Origin of the sequence: Agreia sp. (assembly GCF_964263775.1) — a bacterium.
GTDB lineage: Bacteria > Actinomycetota > Actinomycetes > Actinomycetales > Microbacteriaceae > Agreia.
On record NZ_CAXVWM010000001.1, the window covers coordinates 18,924 to 41,526 of the forward strand.

The 22,603-nt window shown below is 65.8% G+C and carries 21 protein-coding genes and 1 tRNA gene; 12 read left to right on the forward strand and 10 right to left on the reverse strand.

Annotated elements, in window-relative coordinates; all coding sequences use genetic code 11:
* The first annotated feature begins 5 nt into the window (after window positions 1-5).
* The 6 genes from ACE5CZ_RS00090 to ACE5CZ_RS00115 all read left to right on the forward strand — a co-directional run bounded on the left by ACE5CZ_RS00090 (window position 6) and on the right by ACE5CZ_RS00115 (window position 3,832).
* Window positions 6-1,274: a glutamate-5-semialdehyde dehydrogenase gene (locus ACE5CZ_RS00090; RefSeq protein WP_374945314.1), complete on the forward strand. Its 1,269-nt coding sequence runs from the start codon at window positions 6-8 to the stop codon at window positions 1,272-1,274.
* A 57-nt stretch (window positions 1,275-1,331) separates the two neighbouring features.
* A complete protein-coding gene (locus tag ACE5CZ_RS00095; protein ID WP_374945315.1) occupies window positions 1,332-1,553 on the forward strand; it encodes a hypothetical protein in 222 nt (73 codons plus the stop codon).
* Between the two features lie 12 nt (window positions 1,554-1,565).
* Window positions 1,566-2,168, forward strand: coding sequence for a nicotinate-nucleotide adenylyltransferase (gene nadD, locus ACE5CZ_RS00100; protein WP_374945316.1), 603 nt, complete (start codon window positions 1,566-1,568; stop codon window positions 2,166-2,168).
* Window positions 2,165-3,265, forward strand: coding sequence for a hypothetical protein (locus ACE5CZ_RS00105; RefSeq protein ID WP_374945317.1), 1,101 nt, complete (start codon window positions 2,165-2,167; stop codon window positions 3,263-3,265). The genes nadD and ACE5CZ_RS00105 overlap by 4 nt, the downstream gene beginning before the upstream one ends.
* A gap of 6 nt (window positions 3,266-3,271) precedes the next feature.
* Window positions 3,272-3,649, forward strand: a complete 378-nt coding sequence (gene rsfS, locus ACE5CZ_RS00110) for a ribosome silencing factor (protein WP_374945318.1) — start codon at window positions 3,272-3,274, stop codon at window positions 3,647-3,649.
* 107 nt (window positions 3,650-3,756) lie between these two features.
* A tRNA-Ala gene (locus ACE5CZ_RS00115) sits at window positions 3,757-3,832 on the forward strand.
* A gap of 142 nt (window positions 3,833-3,974) precedes the next feature.
* Here ACE5CZ_RS00115 and ACE5CZ_RS00120 read toward each other — a convergent pair.
* Entirely contained in the window at window positions 3,975-4,886 is a 912-nt protein-coding gene (locus tag ACE5CZ_RS00120; protein WP_374945319.1) for an ROK family protein, read from the reverse strand.
* 409 nt (window positions 4,887-5,295) lie between these two features.
* Between ACE5CZ_RS00120 and ACE5CZ_RS00125 the strand changes: the two genes are divergently transcribed.
* The 5 genes from ACE5CZ_RS00125 (at window position 5,296) to ACE5CZ_RS00145 (ending at window position 11,191) form a co-directional block, all read left to right on the forward strand.
* The gene (locus ACE5CZ_RS00125; protein ID WP_374945320.1) at window positions 5,296-6,597 is read left to right on the forward strand and encodes an ABC transporter substrate-binding protein; all 1,302 of its coding nucleotides are present in this window, start codon (window positions 5,296-5,298) and stop codon (window positions 6,595-6,597) included.
* A gap of 78 nt (window positions 6,598-6,675) precedes the next feature.
* The gene (locus ACE5CZ_RS00130) at window positions 6,676-7,623 is read left to right on the forward strand and encodes a carbohydrate ABC transporter permease (RefSeq protein WP_374945321.1); all 948 of its coding nucleotides are present in this window, start codon (window positions 6,676-6,678) and stop codon (window positions 7,621-7,623) included.
* On the forward strand, window positions 7,620-8,546 hold the full coding sequence (locus ACE5CZ_RS00135; protein ID WP_374945322.1) for a carbohydrate ABC transporter permease: 927 nt from the start codon (window positions 7,620-7,622) through the stop codon (window positions 8,544-8,546). The genes ACE5CZ_RS00130 and ACE5CZ_RS00135 overlap by 4 nt, the downstream gene beginning before the upstream one ends.
* Window positions 8,546-10,282 carry an alpha-glucosidase gene (locus tag ACE5CZ_RS00140; protein WP_374945323.1) on the forward strand — a complete coding sequence of 579 codons (1,737 nt, stop codon included), beginning with the start codon at window positions 8,546-8,548 and terminating at the stop codon, window positions 10,280-10,282. The genes ACE5CZ_RS00135 and ACE5CZ_RS00140 overlap by 1 nt, the downstream gene beginning before the upstream one ends.
* Window positions 10,283-10,366: 84 nt before the next feature.
* The gene (locus ACE5CZ_RS00145) at window positions 10,367-11,191 is read left to right on the forward strand and encodes a UbiA family prenyltransferase (protein ID WP_374945324.1); all 825 of its coding nucleotides are present in this window, start codon (window positions 10,367-10,369) and stop codon (window positions 11,189-11,191) included.
* On the opposite strand, the gene ACE5CZ_RS00150 is transcribed toward ACE5CZ_RS00145, so the two are convergent.
* Entirely contained in the window at window positions 11,192-12,367 is a 1,176-nt protein-coding gene (locus tag ACE5CZ_RS00150; RefSeq protein ID WP_374945325.1) for a coiled-coil domain-containing protein, read from the reverse strand.
* Between the two features lie 47 nt (window positions 12,368-12,414).
* Window positions 12,415-13,044: a DsbA family protein gene (locus ACE5CZ_RS00155; RefSeq protein WP_374945326.1), complete on the reverse strand. Its 630-nt coding sequence runs from the start codon at window positions 13,042-13,044 to the stop codon at window positions 12,415-12,417.
* Between the two features lie 110 nt (window positions 13,045-13,154).
* Between ACE5CZ_RS00155 and ACE5CZ_RS00160 the strand changes: the two genes are divergently transcribed.
* Window positions 13,155-13,709: a YceI family protein gene (locus ACE5CZ_RS00160; RefSeq protein WP_374945327.1), complete on the forward strand. Its 555-nt coding sequence runs from the start codon at window positions 13,155-13,157 to the stop codon at window positions 13,707-13,709.
* A 45-nt stretch (window positions 13,710-13,754) separates the two neighbouring features.
* Here the strand turns inward: ACE5CZ_RS00160 and ACE5CZ_RS00165 are convergent, their stop codons facing one another.
* The 7 genes from ACE5CZ_RS00165 to ACE5CZ_RS00195 all read right to left on the reverse strand — a co-directional run bounded on the left by ACE5CZ_RS00165 (window position 13,755) and on the right by ACE5CZ_RS00195 (window position 22,422).
* Window positions 13,755-14,417 (reverse strand): TMEM175 family protein, encoded by a 663-nt coding sequence (locus tag ACE5CZ_RS00165; RefSeq protein WP_374945328.1) that lies wholly within the window; start codon window positions 14,415-14,417, stop codon window positions 13,755-13,757.
* Window positions 14,418-14,426: 9 nt separating this feature from the next.
* Window positions 14,427-15,401, reverse strand: coding sequence for an alpha/beta fold hydrolase (locus ACE5CZ_RS00170; RefSeq protein WP_374945329.1), 975 nt, complete (start codon window positions 15,399-15,401; stop codon window positions 14,427-14,429).
* Window positions 15,402-15,467: 66 nt separating this feature from the next.
* Window positions 15,468-16,565, reverse strand: a complete 1,098-nt coding sequence (locus ACE5CZ_RS00175; protein ID WP_374945330.1) for a winged helix DNA-binding domain-containing protein — start codon at window positions 16,563-16,565, stop codon at window positions 15,468-15,470.
* Window positions 16,566-16,606: 41 nt separating this feature from the next.
* Window positions 16,607-20,122: a DNA polymerase III subunit alpha gene (locus ACE5CZ_RS00180; protein ID WP_374945331.1), complete on the reverse strand. Its 3,516-nt coding sequence runs from the start codon at window positions 20,120-20,122 to the stop codon at window positions 16,607-16,609.
* A 4-nt stretch (window positions 20,123-20,126) separates the two neighbouring features.
* A complete protein-coding gene (locus ACE5CZ_RS00185) occupies window positions 20,127-20,453 on the reverse strand; it encodes a DUF6504 family protein (RefSeq protein ID WP_374945332.1) in 327 nt (108 codons plus the stop codon).
* A gap of 111 nt (window positions 20,454-20,564) precedes the next feature.
* Window positions 20,565-21,581 (reverse strand): App1 family protein, encoded by a 1,017-nt coding sequence (locus ACE5CZ_RS00190; protein ID WP_374945335.1) that lies wholly within the window; start codon window positions 21,579-21,581, stop codon window positions 20,565-20,567.
* A 103-nt stretch (window positions 21,582-21,684) separates the two neighbouring features.
* Complete coding sequence (locus tag ACE5CZ_RS00195) at window positions 21,685-22,422, reverse strand: SOS response-associated peptidase (RefSeq protein WP_374945333.1); 738 nt, start codon at window positions 22,420-22,422, stop codon at window positions 21,685-21,687.
* Window positions 22,423-22,603: the final 181 nt, after the last annotated feature.

Genomic DNA, 22,603 nt, shown 5'->3' on the forward strand with positions numbered 1-22,603 from the left:
GCGCTATGCCCTCTTCGACACTGGCCGTCAGCACGTTCACCGACAGACTGGATGCCGCGCGCACGGCTGCGCGCAGCCTCGCCCGGGCGACGAGCGACGTGAAGAACGGCGCCCTGTCGGCCATCGCGCAGCAGTTGCGAGCGAACGCCGCGCGCATCGTCGAGGCCAACGACCTCGACCTGGCGAACGGGCGGGAGAACGGCCTGGCCGTGGGCCTCCTCGACCGGCTCACGCTCGATGTCGCGCGCATCGAGTCGCTTGCCTCGGCAACCCTCGACCTCGTCGTCCTGGTCGACCCCGTGGGCGAGACGGTGCGTGGTCGCTCTCTTCCCAACGGCGTTCGCATCGAGCAGGTGCGCGTGCCCTTCGGCGTCGTGGGTGCGATCTATGAGGCCCGGCCGAACGTCACGATCGACATCGCCGCCCTGGCCATCAAGAGCGGCAATGCGGTGGTGCTCCGGGGCGGATCCGCGGCAGAGAACACCAACCGGGTTCTCGTCGACCTCATCCAGCACGCGCTCGAATCGGTCGGACTGCCCGGTGACGCGGCGCAGACCATCGACGAATTCGGTCGTGAGGGCGCCACCGCGCTCATGACGGCCCGCGGATACATCGACGTGCTGATTCCCCGGGGCAGCGCGGCACTCATCAACAGCGTCGTCACGGAATCGACGGTTCCGGTCATCGAGACCGGGGCCGGCATCGTGCACATCTTCCTCGATGTCAGTGCAGACCTCGAGATGGCGACCTCCATCGTGCACAACTCCAAGGTTCAGCGTCCGAGCGTCTGCAACGCCCTCGAGACCCTGTTGGTGCACGAGGGAGCCGCCGAGCGACTGCTCCCCGGGGTGCTCGGTGCGCTGCGGGCATCCGGTGTCACGATTCACGCCGACGCGCGCACCTGCGCCCTGTTCTCCGACGCGGTCGAGGCGACCGACGACGACTGGGCCACGGAGTACATGACGCTCGACCTCGCCGTGCGGGTCGTCGCCGACGTCGACGAGGCGATGGATCACATCCGCCGGTATTCGACGCACCACACCGAGTCGATCATCACCAACGACCTGGCGAACGCCGAACGGTTTCTTCAGGAGGTCGACTCCGCCGCCGTGATGGTGAACGCCTCGACCCGCTTCACAGACGGCGGCGAGTTCGGGTTCGGGGCCGAGGTCGGCATCTCGACCCAGAAGTTGCACGCTCGCGGCCCGATGGGTCTTCCCGAACTCACGAGCACCAAGTGGCTGGTGCGGGGAGCCGGCCAGGTGCGCTCGTAGCGGTATCCTTGACCGACCGCGTTATTACCTGCGCGCCGCCGACGACGAAAGAGAACCATGTCAGTTGTGACCAGCCTGTTGGCCGAAGCTGAGGCCCACGTCGAGTTGCCGTTTCCGGCCATCGTCTTCGGACTGATCGCCATGGTCATCTTCGCCGCTCTCGCCGCGGTCATGTGGAGCTATCGCGACGTCGCCAATCGTCACCCGCGCAAGTCGGCAGCCTACGCGGCAACCCACGACCCGCACGGCCACGCAGACCGCACCGGCGCAGACCACTAGGCACCGAACAACGTGACCTCCTCGAACGTCCGGCGCGCCCGGATCGGTGTGATGGGTGGTACCTTCGACCCCATTCACCACGGGCACCTCGTGGCCGCCAGCGAGGTGGCCCAGTCGTTCGAACTCGACGAGGTGGTGTTCGTTCCCACCGGCCAGCCCTGGCAGAAGAAGGTGGTCACCCCGGCCGAGCATCGCTATCTGATGACGGTCATCGCAACCGCATCCAACCCGCGGTTCACCGTGAGCCGGGTCGACATCGACCGCGTCGGCGACACCTACACGATCGACACCCTTCGCGACCTGCACGAACAGCGACCCGACGCCGACCTGTTCTTCATCTCAGGCGCCGACGCCATCGCCCAGATTCTGGGGTGGAAGAACGCTCCTGAACTCTGGTCGCTGGCTCACTTCGTGGCGGTTTCGCGGCCCGGACACCCCCTGTCCATTTCCGCTTTGCCGCATGAAGACGTAAGCTATTTGGAAGTTCCGGCTCTAGCGATATCGTCCACTGACATACGCGGCCGGGTGGGCCGGGGATTTCCGGTGTGGTACTTGGTACCCGACGGTGTCGTACAGTACATCACCAAGCACCATCTATATCGGAGTATTGAATGACGTTGTCTCCCGACGAGCAGCCGCTGACTCGGCGCCAGTTGCGCGAACTCGAGCGCACCATGCCGAAGAAAGATCGGCAAGACCCGGCAAAGGTGCACGAAGAGGCCGCGCGTGTCGCTGCCGCGAATGCGGCGAGCGCGACTCCTGAGGCGGCCGCGGTCGACGAGGCCGTCGCGGTCGACGAGGCCGTCGCGGTCGACGAGTCCGTCGCGGTCGACGAGTCCGTCGCGGTCGACGAACCGGTTGCTGTCGACGAACCAGAAATCGACCCGACCCCGGCATCCGAAGCGAACCAGCCCGCTGAAGCGACCCAGGCATCCGATGCGACCGAGGTCGTCGAAGACGCCGTCGTCGTCGATGAGCCCGCCCAGACCCCTCCCGGTTTCGAGCGCGACGACTCGCAGCAGACCCCCTCGCCTGTGGGCGCGCGAGGCGCGTTCGATCCGATCTCGAGCTTCGCACCCGTTGCGGCCGAGTCCCAGCCGATCGTCGAAGAACTCGTCATCGACGACGTGCCGATCGACGACGATCCCGATGACGGCGACGCCGTCACCGAGATCACGGTCGAGTCCCTTCCGAGCGGCCCGATCCTCGCCCCGATTTTTCAGCCGCCGGCCGTCGTTCCCGATGAGCAGCCGCCCGCCACGGTCGACGACGCCGATGCCTCGTTCGACGACCTCATCTCGTCGCGCACGGTCGGATCGACCAACTCCTCGCAGACCAGCGCACTCGTGCTTCCCGCCGTTCCGAGCAGCATAGACATGGGCACGGCCCTCGATGAGACCGGAGAGGTCATCATCACCGGGTCGATCGACCTGCCCCCGAGCATGGGGTCCAACGGGGCGCCCGCGGCCGGCATCGAGTCGAAAGACCTCGACGCACTGCTTGAAATCGGCGAGACCGAGCAGAGCGGCGACGATGTCGCTCCGGTCAGCGCCAGCCGAGCGGTCAGCACGGGGGCGTCGAACAATGCCCTCGTTGCTCCTCCCAAGCGGGGCAGGGCCAATGTGCCCGTCGTCCTCGCGATCACCGCGGGTGTTCTCGCGATCGGTGTCGTGGGCCTTCTGCTCGCCGCCTTCGTCTTCAGGATTTTCTAAACTCAATTGACAGCTTCAGCACGCTCCATCGAGCTCACCCAGATCGCGGCCTCGGCCGCCGATTCGAAGCAGGCGACCGATCTCGTCGCCCTCGACGTGTCGGGCCCTCTTCCGCTTGCCGACGTCTTCTTCCTCGCCTCCGGCCGCAACGAACGCAACGTCGTGGCAATCGGTGAGGAGATCATCGACAGCCTCGCCGAGCAGGGGATCAAGATCCTGCGCCGCGAGGGGCTCTCCGAGGGCCGCTGGGCACTGCTTGACTTCGGAGACCTCGTGGTGCACGTGTTCCACGAAGAAGACCGCATGTACTACTCGCTCGAGCGCCTCTGGAAGGACTGCCCGGTCGTTCCGATCGAGGTCGCGTCGACAGAGGCCAGCGCCTGACGCCGAGGGCTGTCGAACCGCGTCCCGATTTTTCTTCGGCGGGATCCGTGTTGTAAGCTAGGCAAGTTGTTTCGGCCCGGTGCGAAAGCTCGGGCGGAGACATGATCGGGGCTGTGGCGCAGTTGGTAGCGCACCTGCATGGCATGCAGGGGGTCAGGGGTTCGAATCCCCTCAGCTCCACCATAAGAAGATCGCGAGAACCCTGTTCGGAGAGACACTCCAGACGGGGTTCTTCTTCGTTCCATGCTAAAGCGGCGTTTCGATCGAGAGAGGCCCGAGTCGAGGACTGGGGTCCTCGGCTGGCGGCGCCGGCGTCTAGCGGCCACTAATCGGTGCGCGACACATTCCGGGTGAGCAACCGTCCAAGCACGAACTCCCGAATGGCCAGCACGGCGGCTCCTCTGCACCACTCCGCGTTCCCTCCCGAGGCGATCAGCACGGGGGGCGTGTGGGTCAGCGGGTCTCGGTAGTTCGCAAGGGTGCGAACGATCGACTCGTAGGCGATCGTCGCCAGCTGAACCCCTTCGCCACCCAGGATGATCCGTTCTGGGAGGGTGAGGTTGCACACCGCGGCGAGAAGCATGCCCAGGGCTTCTCCGGCTGCCTGAACAATCGGCTCGACGTGTTCATCGTGGGCCGACGCGAGGTCTAGCGCTTCCCCGAAGCTCACCGGACGACCGACAGCCATTGTCGCCTGCGCCGCAATCGCATCCGAACTGATCATCGCCGAGGAGCAACCGCGATGGCCTACCGGACACACCGGGCCGTCAGAGCGAAGGGGCCAGTGCTCGATGGCTCCCGCACCGTAGTCCTCGTTTCGAACGAACTCGTCGTTGCTGACCAGGCCGAAGCCCAGACCGGCGCCGAGGGTCAGCACCGCGAACCGGCGTGCATCGTTGCCGAGACCGAACCAGTGCTCGTACTCGGTGAATGCAGCGACATCGTTGTCGACAAGGGTCGGGATGCCGGATCGTGCCGTGACCATACCTGCGAGGTCGACGTCGGTCCAGTTCAAGAAAGGCGCCCGGCGAACCGTTCCCGTCGAGAGCACGAGACCACCCAGACCGATGCCGACTGCGTCTATGGCAGATTCATCGGCGAAGCAGCCGATCATTTCTGCAATAACAGAGACGACGGCATCCGGATCTCGGCTGGCGAGTTGCTGCGTGCGCATTTGGGTGACTTCTCCTCGCAGGTTGGTGCGAGCGGCGATCAACTCTGTTTCCCTCAGTTTCATCCCTATGAACGAACGCGCGTTCGGGTCAACGTCGAGGAGGCGTTGCGGGCGGCCTACGCGACCGTCGTTGTGCTCTCCGACGTCGATCAGCAGCCCCTGTTCGACTAGTGGGGCGGTGAGACGGCTCAGGGACGCCTGCGACAGATTCAGACGATGGGTCAACGCGGCACGCGATATCGGCCCACGCCGAAGTACCTCGATCGCGACCGGGAGCGAGGCATCGACTCGGGTAGTCCACGTGGGACGATGCTCACTCACAGGGACATCGTCCCATATCGCGGCCTCCCCGCGACCACACGGTCACCGCCACTCGAGCCGATTCTCGCAGTTGACGTGGAAATACATTTGGACTAAAACTATTACAGCGTCCACAGCCGGGCGCTGCGCATTCGACCAATGGAGGTCTATCTTGTTCCGCACCACACCATGGCGGCGAGTCCGCCGAACCGCAGCAATCGCCACAGCGGTCGCCCTCTCTGCAGCAGCACTCACCGCGTGCTCGTCTTCAAGCGGTGCAGAAGACGGCCAGACGTTGAAAGTCTGGTGGTACGAGGCGCAGGGCAACGCCCTCGATGTCTCGTGGAATAAAGCGTTGGAGATCTTCAAGGAGAAGCACCCGGACGTCGATGTTGAATTCGAGCTGAAGACGTTCGAGCAGATCCAGAAGTCTGGACAATTGATATTGCAGTCCAATGACGGCCCCGACGTTCTGGAATACAACAAGGGCAATGCGACTGCAGGCCAGGTCGCACAAGCCGGACTGCTCACCGACCTCAGCGACGTAGCACACGAACGCGGCTGGGATCTGGACAATACCGCCCAGAACGTCGGCCTCTACAGCGACGAAGGGCTGATGGGCTCAGGAAAACGCTACGGAGTCACCAACTACGGTGAATTCGTCGGGGTCTGGTACAACCGAGAACTTTTCGAGCAGTTCAACCTCACCGAGCCGAAATCGCTCGACGAGTTCGAAGACATTCTCCAGACCTTCGTCGACAACGGCATCACCCCGCTCTCTCTGGGCTCCAGCGACTACTTCGGGGTGCATCTGCTTTATGAGCTGGCACTTGAGAGCATGAGTGCCGAGGATCTGGCGGCGTATCAGCAGTTCGATGGAGCCGTCGATTGGGATATCTGGGTCAAGGCCGCTACCACCTACCAGGAGTGGGTGGACAAGGGATACATCTCGACGGATTCGACCGGCATCACGGCGCAGGATGCCGGAAACGCGTTCATCGCCGGTACGTTTCCGATGATGTTCACGGGAACGTGGTGGTCCGGCGACCTTGCCGACCCGGTGGAAGATGGCACTGTCGGCCAGTTCCTGTTTCCCGGTACGTCATACGCTCCCGGATCGGGTGGCAACATCTGGGTAATCCCTGCGAAGGCAAAGAACAAGACCCTGGCTGCAGACTTCATCGAGATCACCCAAAGCGATGAAGTTCAGGATCTCCTCGGTGAAAACGGCGGGCTTCCGGTGAATGCCGACCGCTCCAAGATCACGTCGCCGATCGGTCAGCTGGAGCTCGGCCTGTTCGATCAGGTTTTGGCCGCCCCTGACGGCGGCCTCGCCCTCTACCCGGACTTCCCTGTTCCGGGTCTCTACGACGTACTCGTGGCCCAGAGCTCTGACCTGGTTCAGGGGAATGCGTCACCCCGACAAGCGGTGGACGCGATCAGGGCCGCCTACGAACAGGGTGCGCCTCAGTAGGCAGCCGACCGCCACATCTTTCGAATCGACCTCTCGGTGGCGGCGACTTACATCGCCGCCACCTGATCGGACAAACTCATGAGCACTAACACAACCGCCAAAAGCTTCAAGGCGTCCAGGTCGAAGCAGCAGGTCGAGAGAACAGCCGGCTACTGGATCTACCTCGTCCCTGGGCTGGTCGGCTTCGCGGCGGTCCTTCTTCTTCCTTTCGGAATGAACCTGTATTACAGCTTCACCGACTGGAACGGTATCGGCGCACCGGTATTCACGGGGCTGGACAACTACGTAGAGCTGGCCGGTGACCCCAACTTCTGGTCGTCGTTTCTGCATAGCGTCGCGTTCATCATTGCGATGGCCATCATCCCCACGGGACTAGGCGTGCTGATCGCCGCTGTCCTCTTCGATTACATCGCACCCCGATTCGGAACTCGAACCTCGAGCATCCTCCGCGCTTTGTTCTACCTGCCCCAGATCCTTCCGATCGCGGTCGCGGGCGTGTTGTGGAACTGGATGTACCAGCCGGACTACGGAATCCTCAATACCCTGCTCCGCGACGTGGGTCTCGGCGGACTCGCGCAGAACTGGCTGGGCAGCAGCAACACCGCCATCTACGCAGTGATGAACGTACTCGTCTGGCTTCAGATCGGTTACACCGTGGTGATCTTCATGGCCGGCCTCTCGCGCGTCGACCCCGCCCTGTATGAGGCAGCCGAACTCGATGGCGCGGGCTGGTTCCGACGCTTCCGTTCCATCACCCTCAACCAGCTGCGCCCTGAGATCGCGGTGGTGTTGATCACAACGTCGGTTGCCGCCCTGAAGGTGTTCGCTCCGATCTACGTTCTGACAAAGGGCGGCCCGGGCACGAGCACCATCGTGCCGGCGTACTTCTCGTTCACGAACTTCTTCACCACGAGCCGGGTCGGCTACGGATCTGCGGTTGCGTCTGTCTTGGCCGTCCTCATCGTGATCATCACATTCGTCCTCCTGCGCATACAGACCAGAACCACGGAAGGTTTCCAAGAATGAGCCTCGATACCGTACCTGTCATTCCCGCCGCGGCAGGAAGCCCGATCGACATGCCCCGCAGCGACGTATTGGCGAAGCGTAGGCGTGGCCGGAATCGGAACCGGAGGGGGCTCAGCGGCTGGGTAGTACTGGTCGTGACCCTGGTCGCCGCGATCTTGATGATTTTTCCGTTCTGGATTGCGATCATCAACGCGTTCAAGCCCGCCGCCGACTACGTCGCCAACGGTCCCATCTCCGTTCCCACCCAACTCGACTTCAGCGCTATGGTCAGCTTCTGGACGGGGGTCGATTTCACCAACAAGCTGCTCAACAGCGTCATCCTCAGCAGCAGCGTCGCGGTCATAGCGGTAGCGATCAGCCTGCTCAGCGCGTTCGCCATCGGCATAGGTCGGGTTAAAGGGCGGGTCGTAGTCCTCGCGCTCTTCATGGTTGCATTCGCCATACCGCAGGAAGCGCTGATCTACCCGCTCTTCTACCTGTTCCAGGGGTTGAATCTGTACGATAACCTGTGGGGCGTCGTGATCATCATGGCTGTGCTTCAGAGCGCATTCGGAACGTACATGCTCTCGTCTGTACTGGGCAGCTTTCCCACCGAAATCCTCGAGGCAGCCCGCCTCGACGGAGCCACTCGATTCCAGATCCTCCGCCTTGTCGTTTTTCCGCTGACCCGGCCCACCATGGCAGTTCTCGTCACGTTCTTCTTCATCTGGACGTGGAACGAATTCTTCATACCCCTGATCCTTCTCCCTTCGGACTCCAACCAGACCGTGTCCGTTGCCATGGGGGTGTTGAATGGGCAGTGGACAAGCAGCCCCACCTCGCTCGCTGCCGCGTCTCTGGCCGGAATGATCCCCGCCCTGGTGTTCTTCCTCGTGTTCCAGCGCACGCTCATGCGCGGCGTCAACCTCGGATCGGTGAAATAGTGACCCTCTCGCGCACTCGCACGAACGGCGAAAGAATTCCGGACTCGGAGTGGTGGAAGACCGCGGTCGTCTATCAGGTCTACCCCCGTAGCTTCGCAGACTCCGACGGAGACGGAATCGGAGACCTGCGCGGGATCATCGACCACCTCGATCACCTGGTCGACCTCGGTGTCGACATCGTCTGGCTCTCGCCGGTCTACTCGTCACCGCACGACGACAACGGCTACGACATCTCGGACTACTACGCCGTCGACCCTGCATTCGGAACCCTCGACGACCTCGACGCACTGATCGCGGCGCTCCACCGCCGTGGAATCAAGCTCGTCATGGACCTCGTCGTGAACCACACCTCAGACGAACATCCCTGGTTCATCGAATCGCGCTCAGGCGCCAACAGTGCCAAACGCGATTGGTACTGGTGGCGGAATGCCCGCAGTGACGGCAGGCCGCCCAACGACTGGGGATCCCTCTTCTCCGGATCGGCCTGGGAATGGGATGAAGCCTCCTCGCAGTATTACCTGCACCTGTTCTCGCGAAAGCAGCCCGACCTGAACTGGGAGAACCCGGACGTTCGCGCAGCCGTCTATCAAATGATGAATTGGTGGCTGGATCGCGGCATCGATGGATTCCGGATGGATGTCATCAACTTCATTTCGAAGGAGACCGCGCTTCCTGATGGATGTCCGCGCCCGGGATCGGTCTGGACGGATGGATCTCCGTACTACGCGAGCGGACCCCGCATACACGAATACCTGCACGACATGCGGCGCAACGTCTTCGAGGGCCGGGCTGCTCAGCTGATCACGGTGGGAGAGATGCCCGAGGTGACTCCCGAGCAGGCTTCCCTGTTCACAGACCCGGCGAGAGGGGAGCTGGATATGGTTTTCCAGTTCGAGCACGTCGCCCTCGATCATGGCGAAGGCGGCAAGTTCACTCGAAAGCCACTTGACCTGGTCGAGCTGAAACACTCTTTCGCGCGGTGGCAGCATGCGCTGTCAGCCACGGGATGGAACAGTCTCTACTGGAACAACCACGATCAGCCCCGGGTCGTCAGCAGGTTCGGTAATGACAGCGACCACTGGTACGAATCGGCGACCGCACTCGCGACCGTATTGCACTTCCAACGCGGCACGCCGTACATCTACCAGGGCGAAGAGCTCGGCATGACCAACATGCCGTTCGTGAACATCGACGAGTTCCGAGACATCGAAAGCCTCAACTACTTCTCCGCAGCCGGCGGAAGCGACAGTAGCGAGGCCGGCGAGGCTCTCGTCGGCCTCGCTGCCGGGGGGCGGGACAATGCGCGCACCCCCATGCAATGGACTGCCGGCCCTGAGGCGGGGTTCACAACGGGTACTCCCTGGATCGCCGTCAACCCCAACCACACGTGGCTCAACGCCGCTGAGCAACGTACCGCCTCCGATTCGGTGTTCGCCTGGTATCGCACATTGATCCGCCTTCGCCACGACGATCCGGTCATCGTTCGGGGCGATTTCGATCTGCTTCTCCCTGATCACGAGAAGATTTTCGCGTACACCCGCACGCACCCCGAATTCGGTAAGTTGCTCGTGGTCGCGAACTGCGCGAACGATCCGAGCAGGCTGCCGGAAGGCCTTCTGCAAGAATGGGGACACGCGCATGCCTTGCTCGGTAATTATCCTGGCGATGTGGGGCTCAGGTCGGTTCTGAACCCGTGGCAGGTGGTAGTCCTGCGATCCGAAACACAGGGGAAGTGACGACGTGATGCGCGCATGGCTATGGCGGAGATCGCACACGAGCGAGACCGCTCTGTCCCTATAATTCGACGTATGCTCCGAGGGATGATTCGCGCGTCCCATCCCGGGCCCGCGGTCGCCGTCACCCTGGTCACAATCATCCTGGCGATCGGAATCGGCGTCGATCCTCTGCGGGTCGCGCTGGTGGGCGCCGCAATGCTGGCAGGTCAGTTGTCGATCGGGTGGAGCAACGATTGGATCGACGCCGACCGTGATACGGCGGTGGCCCGCTCGGACAAGCCAATCGCATCCGGTCTTGTCACTCGCCGCGCGGTGCGCGCCGCAGCCCTCGCCGCCGCGGTGGTGGCCGTGCCGCTATCGCTGCTCCTCGGGCCGCTGGCCGCCGTCGTGAACGTCGTGGGCATCGCATCGGGCTGGAGCTACAACGCGTGGCTCAAGCGCACGCCGGCCTCGGGCGTTCCCTACCTCGTGACGTTCGGAACTCTTCCCCTGTTCGTCGCGCTGTCGCTGGCCGAACCCCGCGCCGCGGTCTGGTGGGCGATCGCCGTGGGGGCACTGCTCGGGTTCGGAGCGCACTTCGCGAACGTGCTGCCCGACCTCGACGACGACGCGCGCACCGGAGTGCGCGGGCTGCCCCACATGCTGGGACGCCGAATGTCGGGGGTCATCGCGTTCGCGTCGCTCGCTGCGGCGTCGCTCGTCGCATCCATCGGCATCGCCGTATCGTCGCCGAGCCTCAGCGTCGTCGCCGCCGCGGGTCTTTTCGTGGGAATCGCCGTCGCGGCTCTGGGGATCGTACTGGCCCTCACCAGACCGCCCACGCGGCTGCTGTTTCAGCTCATCATCGCCAGCGCCGTGGTCGACGTGGTTCTGCTTGCGACGGCCGGATCGGCTATCGTCGCGGGCTGATCAGTACCAGTGCGGCGACTTGCCGTTCCAGAACGCCAAGGCGTTGCACGGCGAGCCGTACCTGCCGCTGATGTAGTTGAGCCCCCAGGTGATCTGGGTCGCGGCGTTGGTCGGCCAGTCGGGAGCCACGTCGCTCATCTTGTTCGCGGGCAACGACTGAGGAATGCCGTAGGCGCCGCTGTCGGTGTTGTAGGCATTCACCCGCCAGCCCGATTCGCCGTTCCACAGAGTGACGAGGCATCCGTACTGGTCGCTTCCCCAGCTGTAATTGCCCAGAACCGACGACGCGTAGGCCTTGGCCTCTGCGGGCGATGCCACCGATGACGAGTCCGGCACCCATGAGCTGCCGTCGCCGCCTGCTCCGTTGGCCGCCGCGGTGGCTGCCGCCTCCGCCTCGGCGGCGGCTTTGCGCGCGGCTTCCTCTGCGGCCTTCGCGAGGCCATCACGGTAACCCTGCTCGGCGGCCGCGGTCGTGTTCTTCAGTGACGCGAGCTGTTCGTAGAGGGTGGCGCTGTGCGCCTTCTCTTCTCTGACCTGGGCGTCGACCGCCGCTTGGGCGTCTTCTGCCGCCTCGAGCGCGGTTTCGGCCTCGGTCGCCAGACGATCGCGCTCGGCGAGGGCGGCATCGGCCTGGGCGCGCAGCGACGCCGCCGTGTTCGCCGCGATCTCGGCGGCATCGCGCAGGCCGACGGTCTGTCGGGTCAGCTGGCTCATCGTGCCCAGCTTGTAGAGAAGCTCGTCGCTCTTGTCGCCGTTCAGCAGCAGGTTGACGGCGCCGTTGTCGCCGCCCGACTTGTAGAGCTGGGCCGCGATCTGTCCCACCTGCGTCTTCGTCGTCTGTGCTGTGGCGGCCGCCTCGGTCGCCCGCGTCACGAGGTCGTCGGCCGAGGTCTGGGCGGCATCCCGGTTATAGGTGGCGACGAGATATTCCTCGCCGCGTTTCAGGGCCTCGTTGCTCAACGTGACGGCCGTGGCCTCGAGCTCGTCGAGCAGCCCGGAGATCCTGTCGGCCTCCGCCTGGGCGGACGCCTCGTTCTGCTTGGCCGCCTGCACGTCGTCCCACGACGGGTAGTCGGCGGTGCGCAGGGGGCCGGCGACGGCGCCCGTCAGCGGCACGGCGACGAGCGCGGTGACCGTTGCGAGCACTCCGAACAATCGCAGAACAGGATGGGCCATGATTTCAAGGGTAGGCGAGCCCCCTGTGAATCCCGGGATGAGCGGGGTTACGAGAAGATCGGGTCGCGGGTGCGGCTGCGCTTGAGTTCGAAGAAGCCGTCGTACGACGCCACGGCGACCACACCGTCCCAGAGGGCGAGCGCCTCATCGCCGTGCGGGGCGGGCGAGATGACGGGGCCGAAGAATGCCACGCCGTTCACTGCGATGATCGGGGTTCCGACCTCGTCGCCGACGAGGTCGATGCCGCTGTGATGCGATGCGCGAAGCTCGGCCTCGAACTCGAACCGGCCATCGGCATCCGCAAGCGCCCGGTCGGCGATCGACGCGTCGAGGCCTGCCTCGGCGAGCGACTCGGCGACGACGGCCTCGACGTCGGTCGCCCGCTGGTCGTGGTGGATGCGCGTGCCGAGCGCGTCGTAGAGCGGCTTGAGCGTCGCCTCGCCGCGCAGGGCCTCGGCCGCGGCGACGACCCTGGCGTAGCGCAGCGCGCGGGGAAACGACGCCCGGTAGGACTCGTCGACGTCGGTGTTCTCGTTGAGGATCGCGAGGCTCATGATGTGCCAGTGCACATCGAGGTCGCGGTGGCCTGCGACCTCGTCGAGCCATCGGCTGGCCATCCATGCCCAGGGGCACGTGGGGTCGAACCAGAAATCTACGCGCGTGTCATCGTTCGTCATCGTGCCATTCTCTCAATTGTGCGTCGGCAGGGAATAATGCGAGAGGTACATGCATTTGTATCGAAGTGGGTTCGCTCCCGCTTCCTTCTACTCCGACGAAAAGAGAAATCATGACCGACACGATCACCATCCCGGGTTACAAGGCCGGCACCTGGACCATCGACCCCTCGCACTCCGAGGTCTCGTTCAGTGTTCGCCACCTGCTCATCAGCAAGGTCAAGGGCACGTTCGAGAAGTTCGACGCCACGTTCACCACGGGCGAGAACCCCCTCGACTCGACCGTCACGGCCACGGCTGAGGTCGCCTCGATCAACACGAAAGACGAGAACCGCGACGGCCACCTGCGCACCAACGACTTCTTCGACGCCCCCACGCACCCCGAGTTGACCTTCGTGTCGACCGGCATCCGTCACGAAGGCGGCGACTTCCTCGTCGACGGCGACCTCACGATCAAGGGCGTCACCAAGCCGGTCACGTTCGACCTCGAGTTCGGCGGTTTCCAAGACGACCTGTACGGCAACTACAAGGCTGGACTGACCGCGACCGCCAAGATCAACCGCAACGACTTCGGTGTGAACTGGAACGCGCCGCTCGAGACCGGCGGAGTGCTCGTCGGCGATGAGGTCACCATCACGATCGACCTGCAGGCTGCACTGCAGAAGTAGTTCGGTCTCGGCGGCTCAACCGCATGTCGAAGCCGCCGCCCGGAATCACCGGTCGGCGGCTTCGCTGTTTTCGGGCTTCGGCCTGCGCCCGGGATTGTTCACGACGCGCTGCAGGAATGCGCTGAGCATGTACGCGAGGAACGCCCAAGGCCCGATGAATGCGGCAAGGACGACGACCAGCGAACCGAGCACTACCGCGATGACGCCGTTCACGCGGTACTTCCGACGTGTCTCCTCTGTCAGTCCCTCCACGAGTTTGTGTCTCGATTCGGCCGCGTACTCCCATTGCACCACCCCTATGGCCACCACGAACAGGAAGTTGATCGGCAGGGCCAGGCGGCCGACGAGGAACTCGGAGTATCCGCTGTTGAGGCTCGTCGTGAAGGGGATCAGCACGACCCCGAGCAGTCGCACGGTGTTGAGGATGGTCAGGGCGGTGTCTGTGCGTTCCAGGTACTCGAACTGCCTGACATGGATCGACCAGAGAAAGCACAGCAGCAGGAAGCTGACGACGAAGGAGAGCAGGTTCTGCTGCAGCCCCAGCAGGTCGTGCCAGAGCTGGTCGTTGGTCTTGGCCCTGCTGAAGCCATCGATCGTGAGGTCGAGCACGAGCAGGGTGGCGGCGATCGAGAAGACGCCGTCGGTGAATGCCTCGACCCGTCGCGTGGAGATCGGCTGCCGCGAGGCCGAAGGGATGTCCGCTGCCATGCACCGACTCTAGCGGCGACGGCTTCCCAAGCCGAGGGCCTCCAGGCTCTCGCGGGGCCGTTCGATGTGCGCGAAGTGCCCGCAGTCGCCGATCTCTGCGAGGGTGGCGCGGGGAATGACGCGGAGGAGGCCGGTGAGGTCGGCCGACGGCACGAACGAATCCGCGTCTCCGCGGATGGCCCAGACGTCGCAGTGGATGCCTGCCCAGCGCTGCAACGGACCGTAGCCGCGGGTCGCCTCGGCGGCACGCACGAAACTGTCGGGGCGCACCTCGTCGGCCAGCGCGTCGACGACGGAACGCGGCATGCGCAGCGGGTGCCGAAAAAGCGGACTCACGGCGAGGCGCAGCAACCCGGCGAGCCGTACGGCCCGCACCGCCCGAATGCCTCGGTCGCCGCCCATCCGAAGCAGCCGGAAGACGGCCAGCAGCAGGGTGAAGCCGGGAATCGCGGAGAACGAGCGCACAGGGTGCTCGACGCTGGCGAGCACGGAGAAGGTCGTGGCCGACACCAGGCGCACGGCCACGACCTGCTGCGGCCTGGTGGCGGCGAGGTGCAGCGCGATGAACGCGCCGAGTGAGTGGCCCGTGATGTCGGCTCGCTCGTAGCCGAGGTGGGTGTGCACGATCTGCCACACGACGTCGGCCAGGGCATCGAGCGTGAGACGAGACCGGATGGCCGGGCCCGGCGATGCTCCCCAGCCCGGCAGGTCGATGGCCACGACATCGGCGAGGGGTTCTCCGGCTGCGCGGGCGGACTCGATCAGCGGAGTCCACGTCGTCCACGATCCGGCCGCGCCGTGCAACAGCAGGGTTGCAATCGGCCCGGTCCGCGTCGACGTCCGATGCACGCGTACGGGCCCGAGCTCGGTATCGATCGTCATCGGCACGAGTCCTGAGGATGCCGGGTCGTCGTCGAGGCCGTAGGGGGCGTATGGCGGTGCGGCGCCGGTCGGGGTGTCTGCGGCGGTGGTCGTGTCGGTCATGTCGATGGTTATTCGTTTCGAGCGGCCCCGTCGGTTTGCCGGTCGGGCACGGCGACGCTCTCGGGCTCAGGAGTCGGCGACCGTCGCCTCACCCGGCGTGAGTCCGAGGTAGCGGGCGTAGGCCGACGCGGCCTTCGTGTAGCGCGCCGTTGTGGTTGCCGCCATCGGCGCGAAGGCAGTGGCCGCGACGTCGACGGATCCGCGACGGATCGTGCGTCTCCAGGTCGCCACGATCTGCCCGTTCGACACGACCATCGGAAGAAAGATGCCGTTCGAGCCGGGTACGACCCGGTCGCTGTGCTCGGGCGGCAGCACGGCGTCGCGGTCGCCGTAGCCCAGGAGGTATTCGTCGAAGCCCGGCAGCAGCAGCAGCGCCGGCACCGCCGGCTCGTCGACCTGGCGGGCACCCAGGTAGTACACGGTGTCGTCGACGACGATCTGGCGCAGCCGATCGCCCGCGCCCTCGATCGCCCTCCGCGCCTCGGGCACCAGAATCTTGCTCCACCACAGCAGGTCTTTCACCGTTGCCGGCCCATGCGAGGTGAAGTAGCGCACGGCCAACTCGGTCAAGGCCTCGTCGGGGGAGAGCCGGCGGGGGTCGGGAATCCACTCGTCGGCCAGCACGATGTCTTGGCCCGAGGCTCCCATCGGCCCGAAGCAGATGAGGCCCGTGTGGGCCAGGTACCAGATGATGTGCCCGCCGCGCTGGTGGCCGGTGGCGATCCCGGATGCGTCGAGCTCGGCCAACAGGGCCGCCCGCGACAGGCGCCCTCCGCCGCGCAGGGCACCGCGCACGATGTCGGCGGCACGGACGAACACGGCGTCGTCGAGGCCGAGGCCTGCGTGCCTCGTCGTCGCACCTCGCAGGATTCTGTCGCGAGTGAGGGCGAGCATCCAGCCGAGATCGGCCGCGGGAGTCACGTGCAGGGTTCCTCGAAACGGCCACGAGCGCACGATCGTGCCCTCGTTGAACGCCTGGTCGACGTCGGCGAGGGTCGTGCCCGGGCTGCGCACGGCCAAGGCCCACTGCGCCGACGAGAGATCTTGAGCCTGGGTCGCAAGCATGGATTGCGCCACCTCGGCCGGGGAGGCGACCGTGCTTCTCACCAGGTTCTGGCTGGCCAGCCGGAGGCTCGCGATTCTGGTGCGGTCTGTGCGTCGCATCTGCCTATTCTGCGCCCGGTCGAAAAAATCGTCGTGCGAAATCACGACGCTTCGCGCGCGTGGCCCTGCTGCGTTTGCTGCCACTGCGCCCACAGGGCTTTCAGATCCCATGCATTGCTCGCCTCGATCGACACCCCGCGTTCGCCTGTTCGCCGCGTCTTTCCCTGGATCACCATCAGCTTCGTGCCGAAGAGAAGCGGCCCCGCGCGGTCTTGCGCCTCCTCGAAGAAGGTCGAGTCGGAGCATCCCGAGCCGTCGTCGAGGCTGATGAACACCACGCGCTTGCCGCTGCGCATCGGGGGCGTCTGAGTGGCGACACGAATGCCGGCCACCAGCACGGTTGTGCCGTTCCAGCAGCCGAGGAGCTCGCTCGCGGGAAGCACTCCCAGTTCGTCGAGCAGGGGACGGTAGCTCTCGATCACGTGCTCGCTGACCTCCATCTGCAGCACGTCGAGCTCGGTAGACACGCGCTCGAGCATGCTCGGTTCGGGATTGCCCCCGGTCAGTTGCTCTCTGTCGTCGACGAAGATCGGCAGCGTGGGCTGAGTGGTGCGGGTCGATGGGCGCTTGCCTCGGGCGATCAGCTCGCGCACGCGCGCCATCACGTCTCCGCGGGTGGCCTGCGGCCCACCGAACGCTGATGACGCGTCGTCTGTCGCGAGCGAATCGAGCGCCCCGACCAGGCCGAGCCGGGTGAGCAGGGCGCGTGAGGGAGCCGCGCGCTGGTAGAAGTCGCCGATGCCCACGTAGGGCTGGTTTGTCAGGATGCGCTCGAGTTCGGCCGACGTGATGCCGTGCACATCGGTGAGCGACAGCCGGATGCCGAGGATAACGTCGTCGGGGTCGGCGAGCACCCCGTGCGGTCGGGGCGGCTCGATGCGCTCGACGCGGTAGACGTCGCGTGAGACGCTGACGTCGAGCGGCAAGATGGGCACGCCCATGCGCCGGGCCTCGGCGAGCAGCAGCCGGCGCGGGTACATTCCCGGATCGTGGGTGAGGAGCGCCGCCACGAACTCGGCCGGGTAGTGGGTCTTCAGCCACGCGCTCTGGAACGTCGGCAGCGCGAAGGCGGCGCCGTGCGCCTTGCAGAAGCCGAAAGAGCCGAAGCCTTTCAGAACGGTCCAGATGCGCTCGATCGCGGCGTCGTCGTAACGGCGCCGCCCCGTCTCGAGGTCGATGTTCGCGGCGGTCGCGCTGCGGAATCGTTCTTCGACCCGCGCGTCGGGATTCTCGATCGTGCGCCTCAGCTCGTCGCCCTCGGCGAGCGAGACCTGCATGCAGGCCGCGAAGATGCGCAGAATCTGCTCGTGGTAGATGACGACGCCGTAGGTGCTCTCGAGAAACGGCCGAAACGACGGGTGCAGGTACTGGGGCTGCGCGAAGCCGTGTTTCACGTCGAGAAACGGCGCCACCATGTTGCCCTTCATGGGGCCGGGCCTGAACAGCGAGATGTCGGCGATGAGGTCTTCGAACTCGGTCGGCTGCATCTTGCCGATGAGTTCGCGCTGGCCCGGGCTCTCGATCTGGAACATGCCGAGGGTGCGGGTGGTGCGGATCGCCTCGAAGGTGGCCTCGTCGTCGAGGGGGATCTCGTCGAGTTCGACGATGCCGTCGGCGCTGACGTAGCGCGCGTCGACGGGCAGGCCGCCGGCGTGTGCTGCGCGGCGGCCGTGGATGCGCTGGATCTCGGACACCGCGTAGGCGAGCGAGCTCTGCATGCGCACCCCGAGCACATCGAGTTTGAGCAGCCCCGCGTCGTCCATGTCGTGCTTGTCGTACTGGCTCATCGGCAGGCCCATTCCGCTGGGTTGCACCGGGGTGGTATTGAGCAGCTCGTCGTTGCCGAGGATCACCCCGCACGGATGCATGCTGATGTGGCGGGGAAGCCGGTCGAGTCGCTCGGTGAGGTCGACCAGCATGTCGATCTGAGCGTCGTTCTTGACCAGCGCGGCGATCTCGCGGAGCTCGGGCTTCTCGGTGAGCACCTGGCGAAAGTCTCGGGCGTTGAAGCGCCACAGATTCGTGGCGACGAGGTCGATCTGCGCGTCGTCGAGTCCGAGCGCGAGGCCCGCGTCACGCGCCGCCCCGCGGGCCCTGTAAGTGTTCTGCATCGACATGAGACTGACCCGGTTCGCGCCGAAGCGCTCGAAGATGGCCCGATAGATGTCGTGCCTCTTCGCCGACTCGACGTCGATGTCGATGTCGGGCAGCGTCGATCTCTTGTTGCCGAGAAAACGCTCGAACAGTAGGTCATGCCTCGCCGGGTCGACGTTGGAGATGCGCAGCAGGTAGTTGACCAGGCTGCCCGCGCCGGAGCCGCGTGCCTGGTTGCGCACCTTCATGGATCGCATCAGCGTGGCCACCTCGGCGACGGTCAGGAAGTAGCTCGCGTAACCGAATCGCCTGATGGTGTCGATCTCGTCGTCGAGGCGACGCCGCAGCGATTCGAGGTCGCTCGAGCGCGCGTCGGCGTAGCGCTCGAGCAGCCCGGATTCGCTGCGCCGGCGCAGCTCGACGACGGGATCGCCGTCGATGCCGAGAACGGCCTGCGAGGGAATCTTGGGCTGGCGCCACCCGAGGTCTGACCCGGGATCGAGCCGGCAGGAATCGGCCAGCCGTTCAGTGGCCGACAGCAGGTGCTCGGCGGCCGAACGGGGAAGGGCGGAGTGGTCGACGACAAGGAAGGCGAGTTTTCTCATGGCATCCGCAGATTTGAGCCAGGCCTGGGCGTTGGGCTGCGGTTGGAAGGCGCCGAGCGGGCGGAGCCGGTCTGCCGCGTCGAGTACGTCGCCCGTGACGGCGTCGTCGGAACGCAGATAGCGAACGGCGTTGCTGAGCACGGCGGGCACGCCGACGGTGTCGGCCAACTCGAGCATGCGGGCGGCATGACGGATGCTCGCGCGGTCGCCCGGCTCGGTGAGGTGACAGACGATCTCGACGGCGACCGCGCCGGGCAGCTGGCGTTTCCACTCGGCCAGCAGCGACGCGGCCAGAGCGAGGTCTGCCGAGGCGACAGCGTGTGCCACGTCGGAGTCGGGGCCCAGCAGCACCGTCGCGACGGGGCCGGACTCGCCGAGGATGAACCCGCTCGGCCGAGAGCGCTGCACGCCGACGTCGTTCGGATGCCGGGGCATGCCGTCGGCCGCAGGGCTGTGGGCGGCGCTGATCAGCCGGCACAGCGCGGCCCACCCCTCGCCCGAGTTCTGGCCGTGCGCCAGCACCGTGATGCGCGCGGGCGGCGAGAGAGTGGGGGTCGCAGAAGCGAGCGCCGAGGCGGGCGCCGGCCGGGCGGCCCGTGACACGCCCGCAGACGCGCCCGCCGACGCGCGCTGCGTTCTGTCGGGCAGCAGGGCGAGGTCGACCCCCACGACCGCATCGATGCCGGCGGCCAGGCAGGCTCGCACGTGGCGGATGGCGCCGTACAGGCCGTCGCGGTCGGTGATGGCCGCGACGAGCGCGCCGTCGTGCACGGCTGCAGCGACGAGTGCCTCGGGCTGCGACGTTCCGAAGTGCGCCGAGTAGGCCGATGCGACGTGCAGGTGTGTGAACCGGCTCATGGCGTCAGGCGAAGAGTTGTGCGTCGAGCACGTCGTCGGATGCTCGGGACAGCCGCCATCCGCCTGTGGCGGCATGCACGCCGAGATCGAACGTTCCGTCGATGCGCGGTGTGCCGGTGGTGAGCGGCACGGCGTCCACCCTCCACATCTCGCGGTCTACCAGGCCGTCGCCCGTGCCGCGGGGGGCCCGCTCGTCGAGTTGCCACCAGAAGCGTCGTGCGAACCACCGTTCGGGTGAGCTCGTGACCCCGTAGAAGACCCCTCGCCACTCGAAGCGGATGGGGGAGCCGTCGTCGGACAACTCGACGCTGATGGGTTCTTCGATGTTCATGGCCGCTCTCCGATCGGGAGACATTCGAATATATCTTCTATATTCGAAGTGTACGAAGCGGCACTGACATGCGCCAGTCGACCCGGTGTGGCGGCGGTCGAGGAAGGGCGGCTACAGCACGCCCGCGTCGACGAGCTGCTTCGCCAGGCCGGCGCCGTCGGGGGAGTAGACCCAGGTCGCGCCCGTACGCTCGGCGTGCACCTCGTCGTTCGAACGCCCGCCGGCGAGCACCGCCTCGCTGGGCGACAGCTGCCGGATGGCGACCGCTGCGATGCTGTCGGGAAAGTCGATGGCGAATTCGGAGTAGATCTCTTCGTCGTGCTGGCCGTCGTCGCCGATCAGCAGCCATCTCACCTCGGGAAACTCGCGGGCGAGTCGACGCAGGTTCTCTCGCTTGTGCTCCCGCCCGCTGCGGAACCAGCGGTCGTGCGTCGGCCCCCAGTCGGTGAGCAGCAGCGGCCCCGCGGGATAGAGGTTGCGCGAGAGGAACCGGGTGAGCGTGGGGGCGACGTTCCAGGCACCGGTCGACAGGTACACGACGGGCGAACCGGCGTGCTCTGTGGTGAGTCGCTCGAGCAGTACCGCCATGCCGGGTGTCGGAACCCGCGCGTGCTCATCGAGCACGAAGGTGTTCCACGCGGCGAGAAGGGGCCGGGGCAGCGCCGTGACCATGACCGTGTCGTCGATGTCGCTCACGACGCCGAACCGGGCGGCCGGGTCGAGGATGAAGACGGGGGCGTCGATCGTATCTCCGCCCTCTATCGCGAGCGACACCGTCTGCCACCCGGGTTCCAGGGCGACCTCGATGACGGCGTCGACGACCCCGCCGCGATCGGCCGTGACCGCATGCGAGCGTCCTCCGGCCTCGACGACGACGGACGCGTTGCCGAACGGCACGCTCGTGAAGCTGCGCCATCCGCGCACGCTCTCGTGGTGTTTCCGCGCCCGGCGATCCTCCCTCGACCCGGAACGCACGGGCCGGGTGAGCAGCACCCGTGCGAGCACGCGCACCCAGGTCGCTCCGCCGTATCCGGCATACGGAATGATCGTGGGCACCTGGCCGTGAGCCTGCGCCCTCTTCTGGCGGAACTCGTGCACCGCGTCTTCGAGGCGGGCCGCGCGGTGCATGATGACCTCGGCGCCCTGCTTGGCCGTGAGAGTCTTATCCGGTTTCCGCACACCCCAGTCTTGCACGCATCCGATCTCGGCGAGGGGGCTGGCGGTCTCGGCGTCAACCGATCGGCAGCACGAGCTCGGGGGAGTTGTTGCCGACCGTGCCGACCGCCGCCCCGACCGTGTGAAACACCAGGTCGTCGGCGAGCTCCTCCGCGGCCAGCGAGATCTCGGCGAGGAGACGCGCGTCTCCAATGGTGCGAGGATCGAGCCAGTCCTCCATGAGGCCGGGCTCGAGGAACACCGGCATCCTCTCGTGCACCGAGGCCAGTGGGCCCGCGCCCGCCCGGGTGAGGATCGTCGTCGACAGCAGCCAGCGTGCGGGATCGTCGGCCGATGCGGTGGGATTGCGCCACCACTCGTACAGCCCGGCGAAGAGGATGGGCTCGTCGTCGCCGGCCGAGACGTACTGCGGCGTCTTGCTGCCATCGGGCGCGACCAGCCATTCGTAGTAGCCCGAGGCCGGGATCGCCGCGCGCCGTGCGATGACGGCCTCGCGAAAGGCCGGTTTCTCGGCGGCCGTCTCGATCCGCGCGTTGAAGAGGGGCGCGGATGCCTTGGGTTCGGTGGCGAAACCGGGCACGAGTCCCCAGCGGGCCGACTCGAGCCGCCTCAGCACGGCGGGTGCGTCGGGATCGGTCGCCGCGTCGCGGTTGACCGCATCGATGATCACGGGGACGCGCTGCGTCGGAGCCGCATTCCACGATGGGTCGGGCAGGTTGTCGCCCTCGACGTCGACGTCGAACAGGGCGACGAGTTCGGAGGATGCCCGGGAGACGACGAAACGACCACACATGTCTTCCATTGTGCCGCCCCCGAGCAACTAGGATGAGCAACACGTCCCCTGGTGAAAGGATCGACACCGTGCCCGCGAACAACGTCTCTGAAGACACCCGATCCGACGCAGTGCAGGTGCGAAACGAACCCATCCAGGCTCGCAGCTCCGACCGCATCGCCGCACTGCTCGACGCCGCCGC

Excerpts from the sequence above, each read along its gene's own strand:
- ACE5CZ_RS00090 (WP_374945314.1), top strand. The coding sequence starts at position 6 with ATGCCCTCTTCGACACTGGCCGTCAGCACGTTCACCGACAGACTGGAT.
- ACE5CZ_RS00095 (WP_374945315.1), top strand. The coding sequence starts at position 1,332 with ATGTCAGTTGTGACCAGCCTGTTGGCCGAAGCTGAGGCCCACGTCGAG.
- ACE5CZ_RS00105 (WP_374945317.1), top strand. The coding sequence starts at position 2,165 with ATGACGTTGTCTCCCGACGAGCAGCCGCTGACTCGGCGCCAGTTGCGC.
- ACE5CZ_RS00120 (WP_374945319.1), bottom strand. The coding sequence starts at position 4,886 with ATGAAACTGAGGGAAACAGAGTTGATCGCCGCTCGCACCAACCTGCGA.
- ACE5CZ_RS00130 (WP_374945321.1), top strand. The coding sequence starts at position 6,676 with ATGAGCACTAACACAACCGCCAAAAGCTTCAAGGCGTCCAGGTCGAAG.
- ACE5CZ_RS00135 (WP_374945322.1), top strand. The coding sequence starts at position 7,620 with ATGAGCCTCGATACCGTACCTGTCATTCCCGCCGCGGCAGGAAGCCCG.
- ACE5CZ_RS00145 (WP_374945324.1), top strand. The coding sequence starts at position 10,367 with ATGATTCGCGCGTCCCATCCCGGGCCCGCGGTCGCCGTCACCCTGGTC.
- ACE5CZ_RS00150 (WP_374945325.1), bottom strand. The coding sequence starts at position 12,367 with ATGGCCCATCCTGTTCTGCGATTGTTCGGAGTGCTCGCAACGGTCACC.
- ACE5CZ_RS00155 (WP_374945326.1), bottom strand. The coding sequence starts at position 13,044 with ATGACGAACGATGACACGCGCGTAGATTTCTGGTTCGACCCCACGTGC.
- ACE5CZ_RS00160 (WP_374945327.1), top strand. The coding sequence starts at position 13,155 with ATGACCGACACGATCACCATCCCGGGTTACAAGGCCGGCACCTGGACC.
- ACE5CZ_RS00165 (WP_374945328.1), bottom strand. The coding sequence starts at position 14,417 with ATGGCAGCGGACATCCCTTCGGCCTCGCGGCAGCCGATCTCCACGCGA.
- ACE5CZ_RS00170 (WP_374945329.1), bottom strand. The coding sequence starts at position 15,401 with ATGACCGACACGACCACCGCCGCAGACACCCCGACCGGCGCCGCACCG.
- ACE5CZ_RS00175 (WP_374945330.1), bottom strand. The coding sequence starts at position 16,565 with ATGCGACGCACAGACCGCACCAGAATCGCGAGCCTCCGGCTGGCCAGC.
- ACE5CZ_RS00180 (WP_374945331.1), bottom strand. The coding sequence starts at position 20,122 with ATGAGCCGGTTCACACACCTGCACGTCGCATCGGCCTACTCGGCGCAC.
- ACE5CZ_RS00185 (WP_374945332.1), bottom strand. The coding sequence starts at position 20,453 with ATGAACATCGAAGAACCCATCAGCGTCGAGTTGTCCGACGACGGCTCC.
- ACE5CZ_RS00190 (WP_374945335.1), bottom strand. The coding sequence starts at position 21,581 with ATGCACCGCGCGGCCCGCCTCGAAGACGCGGTGCACGAGTTCCGCCAG.
- ACE5CZ_RS00195 (WP_374945333.1), bottom strand. The coding sequence starts at position 22,422 with ATGTGTGGTCGTTTCGTCGTCTCCCGGGCATCCTCCGAACTCGTCGCC.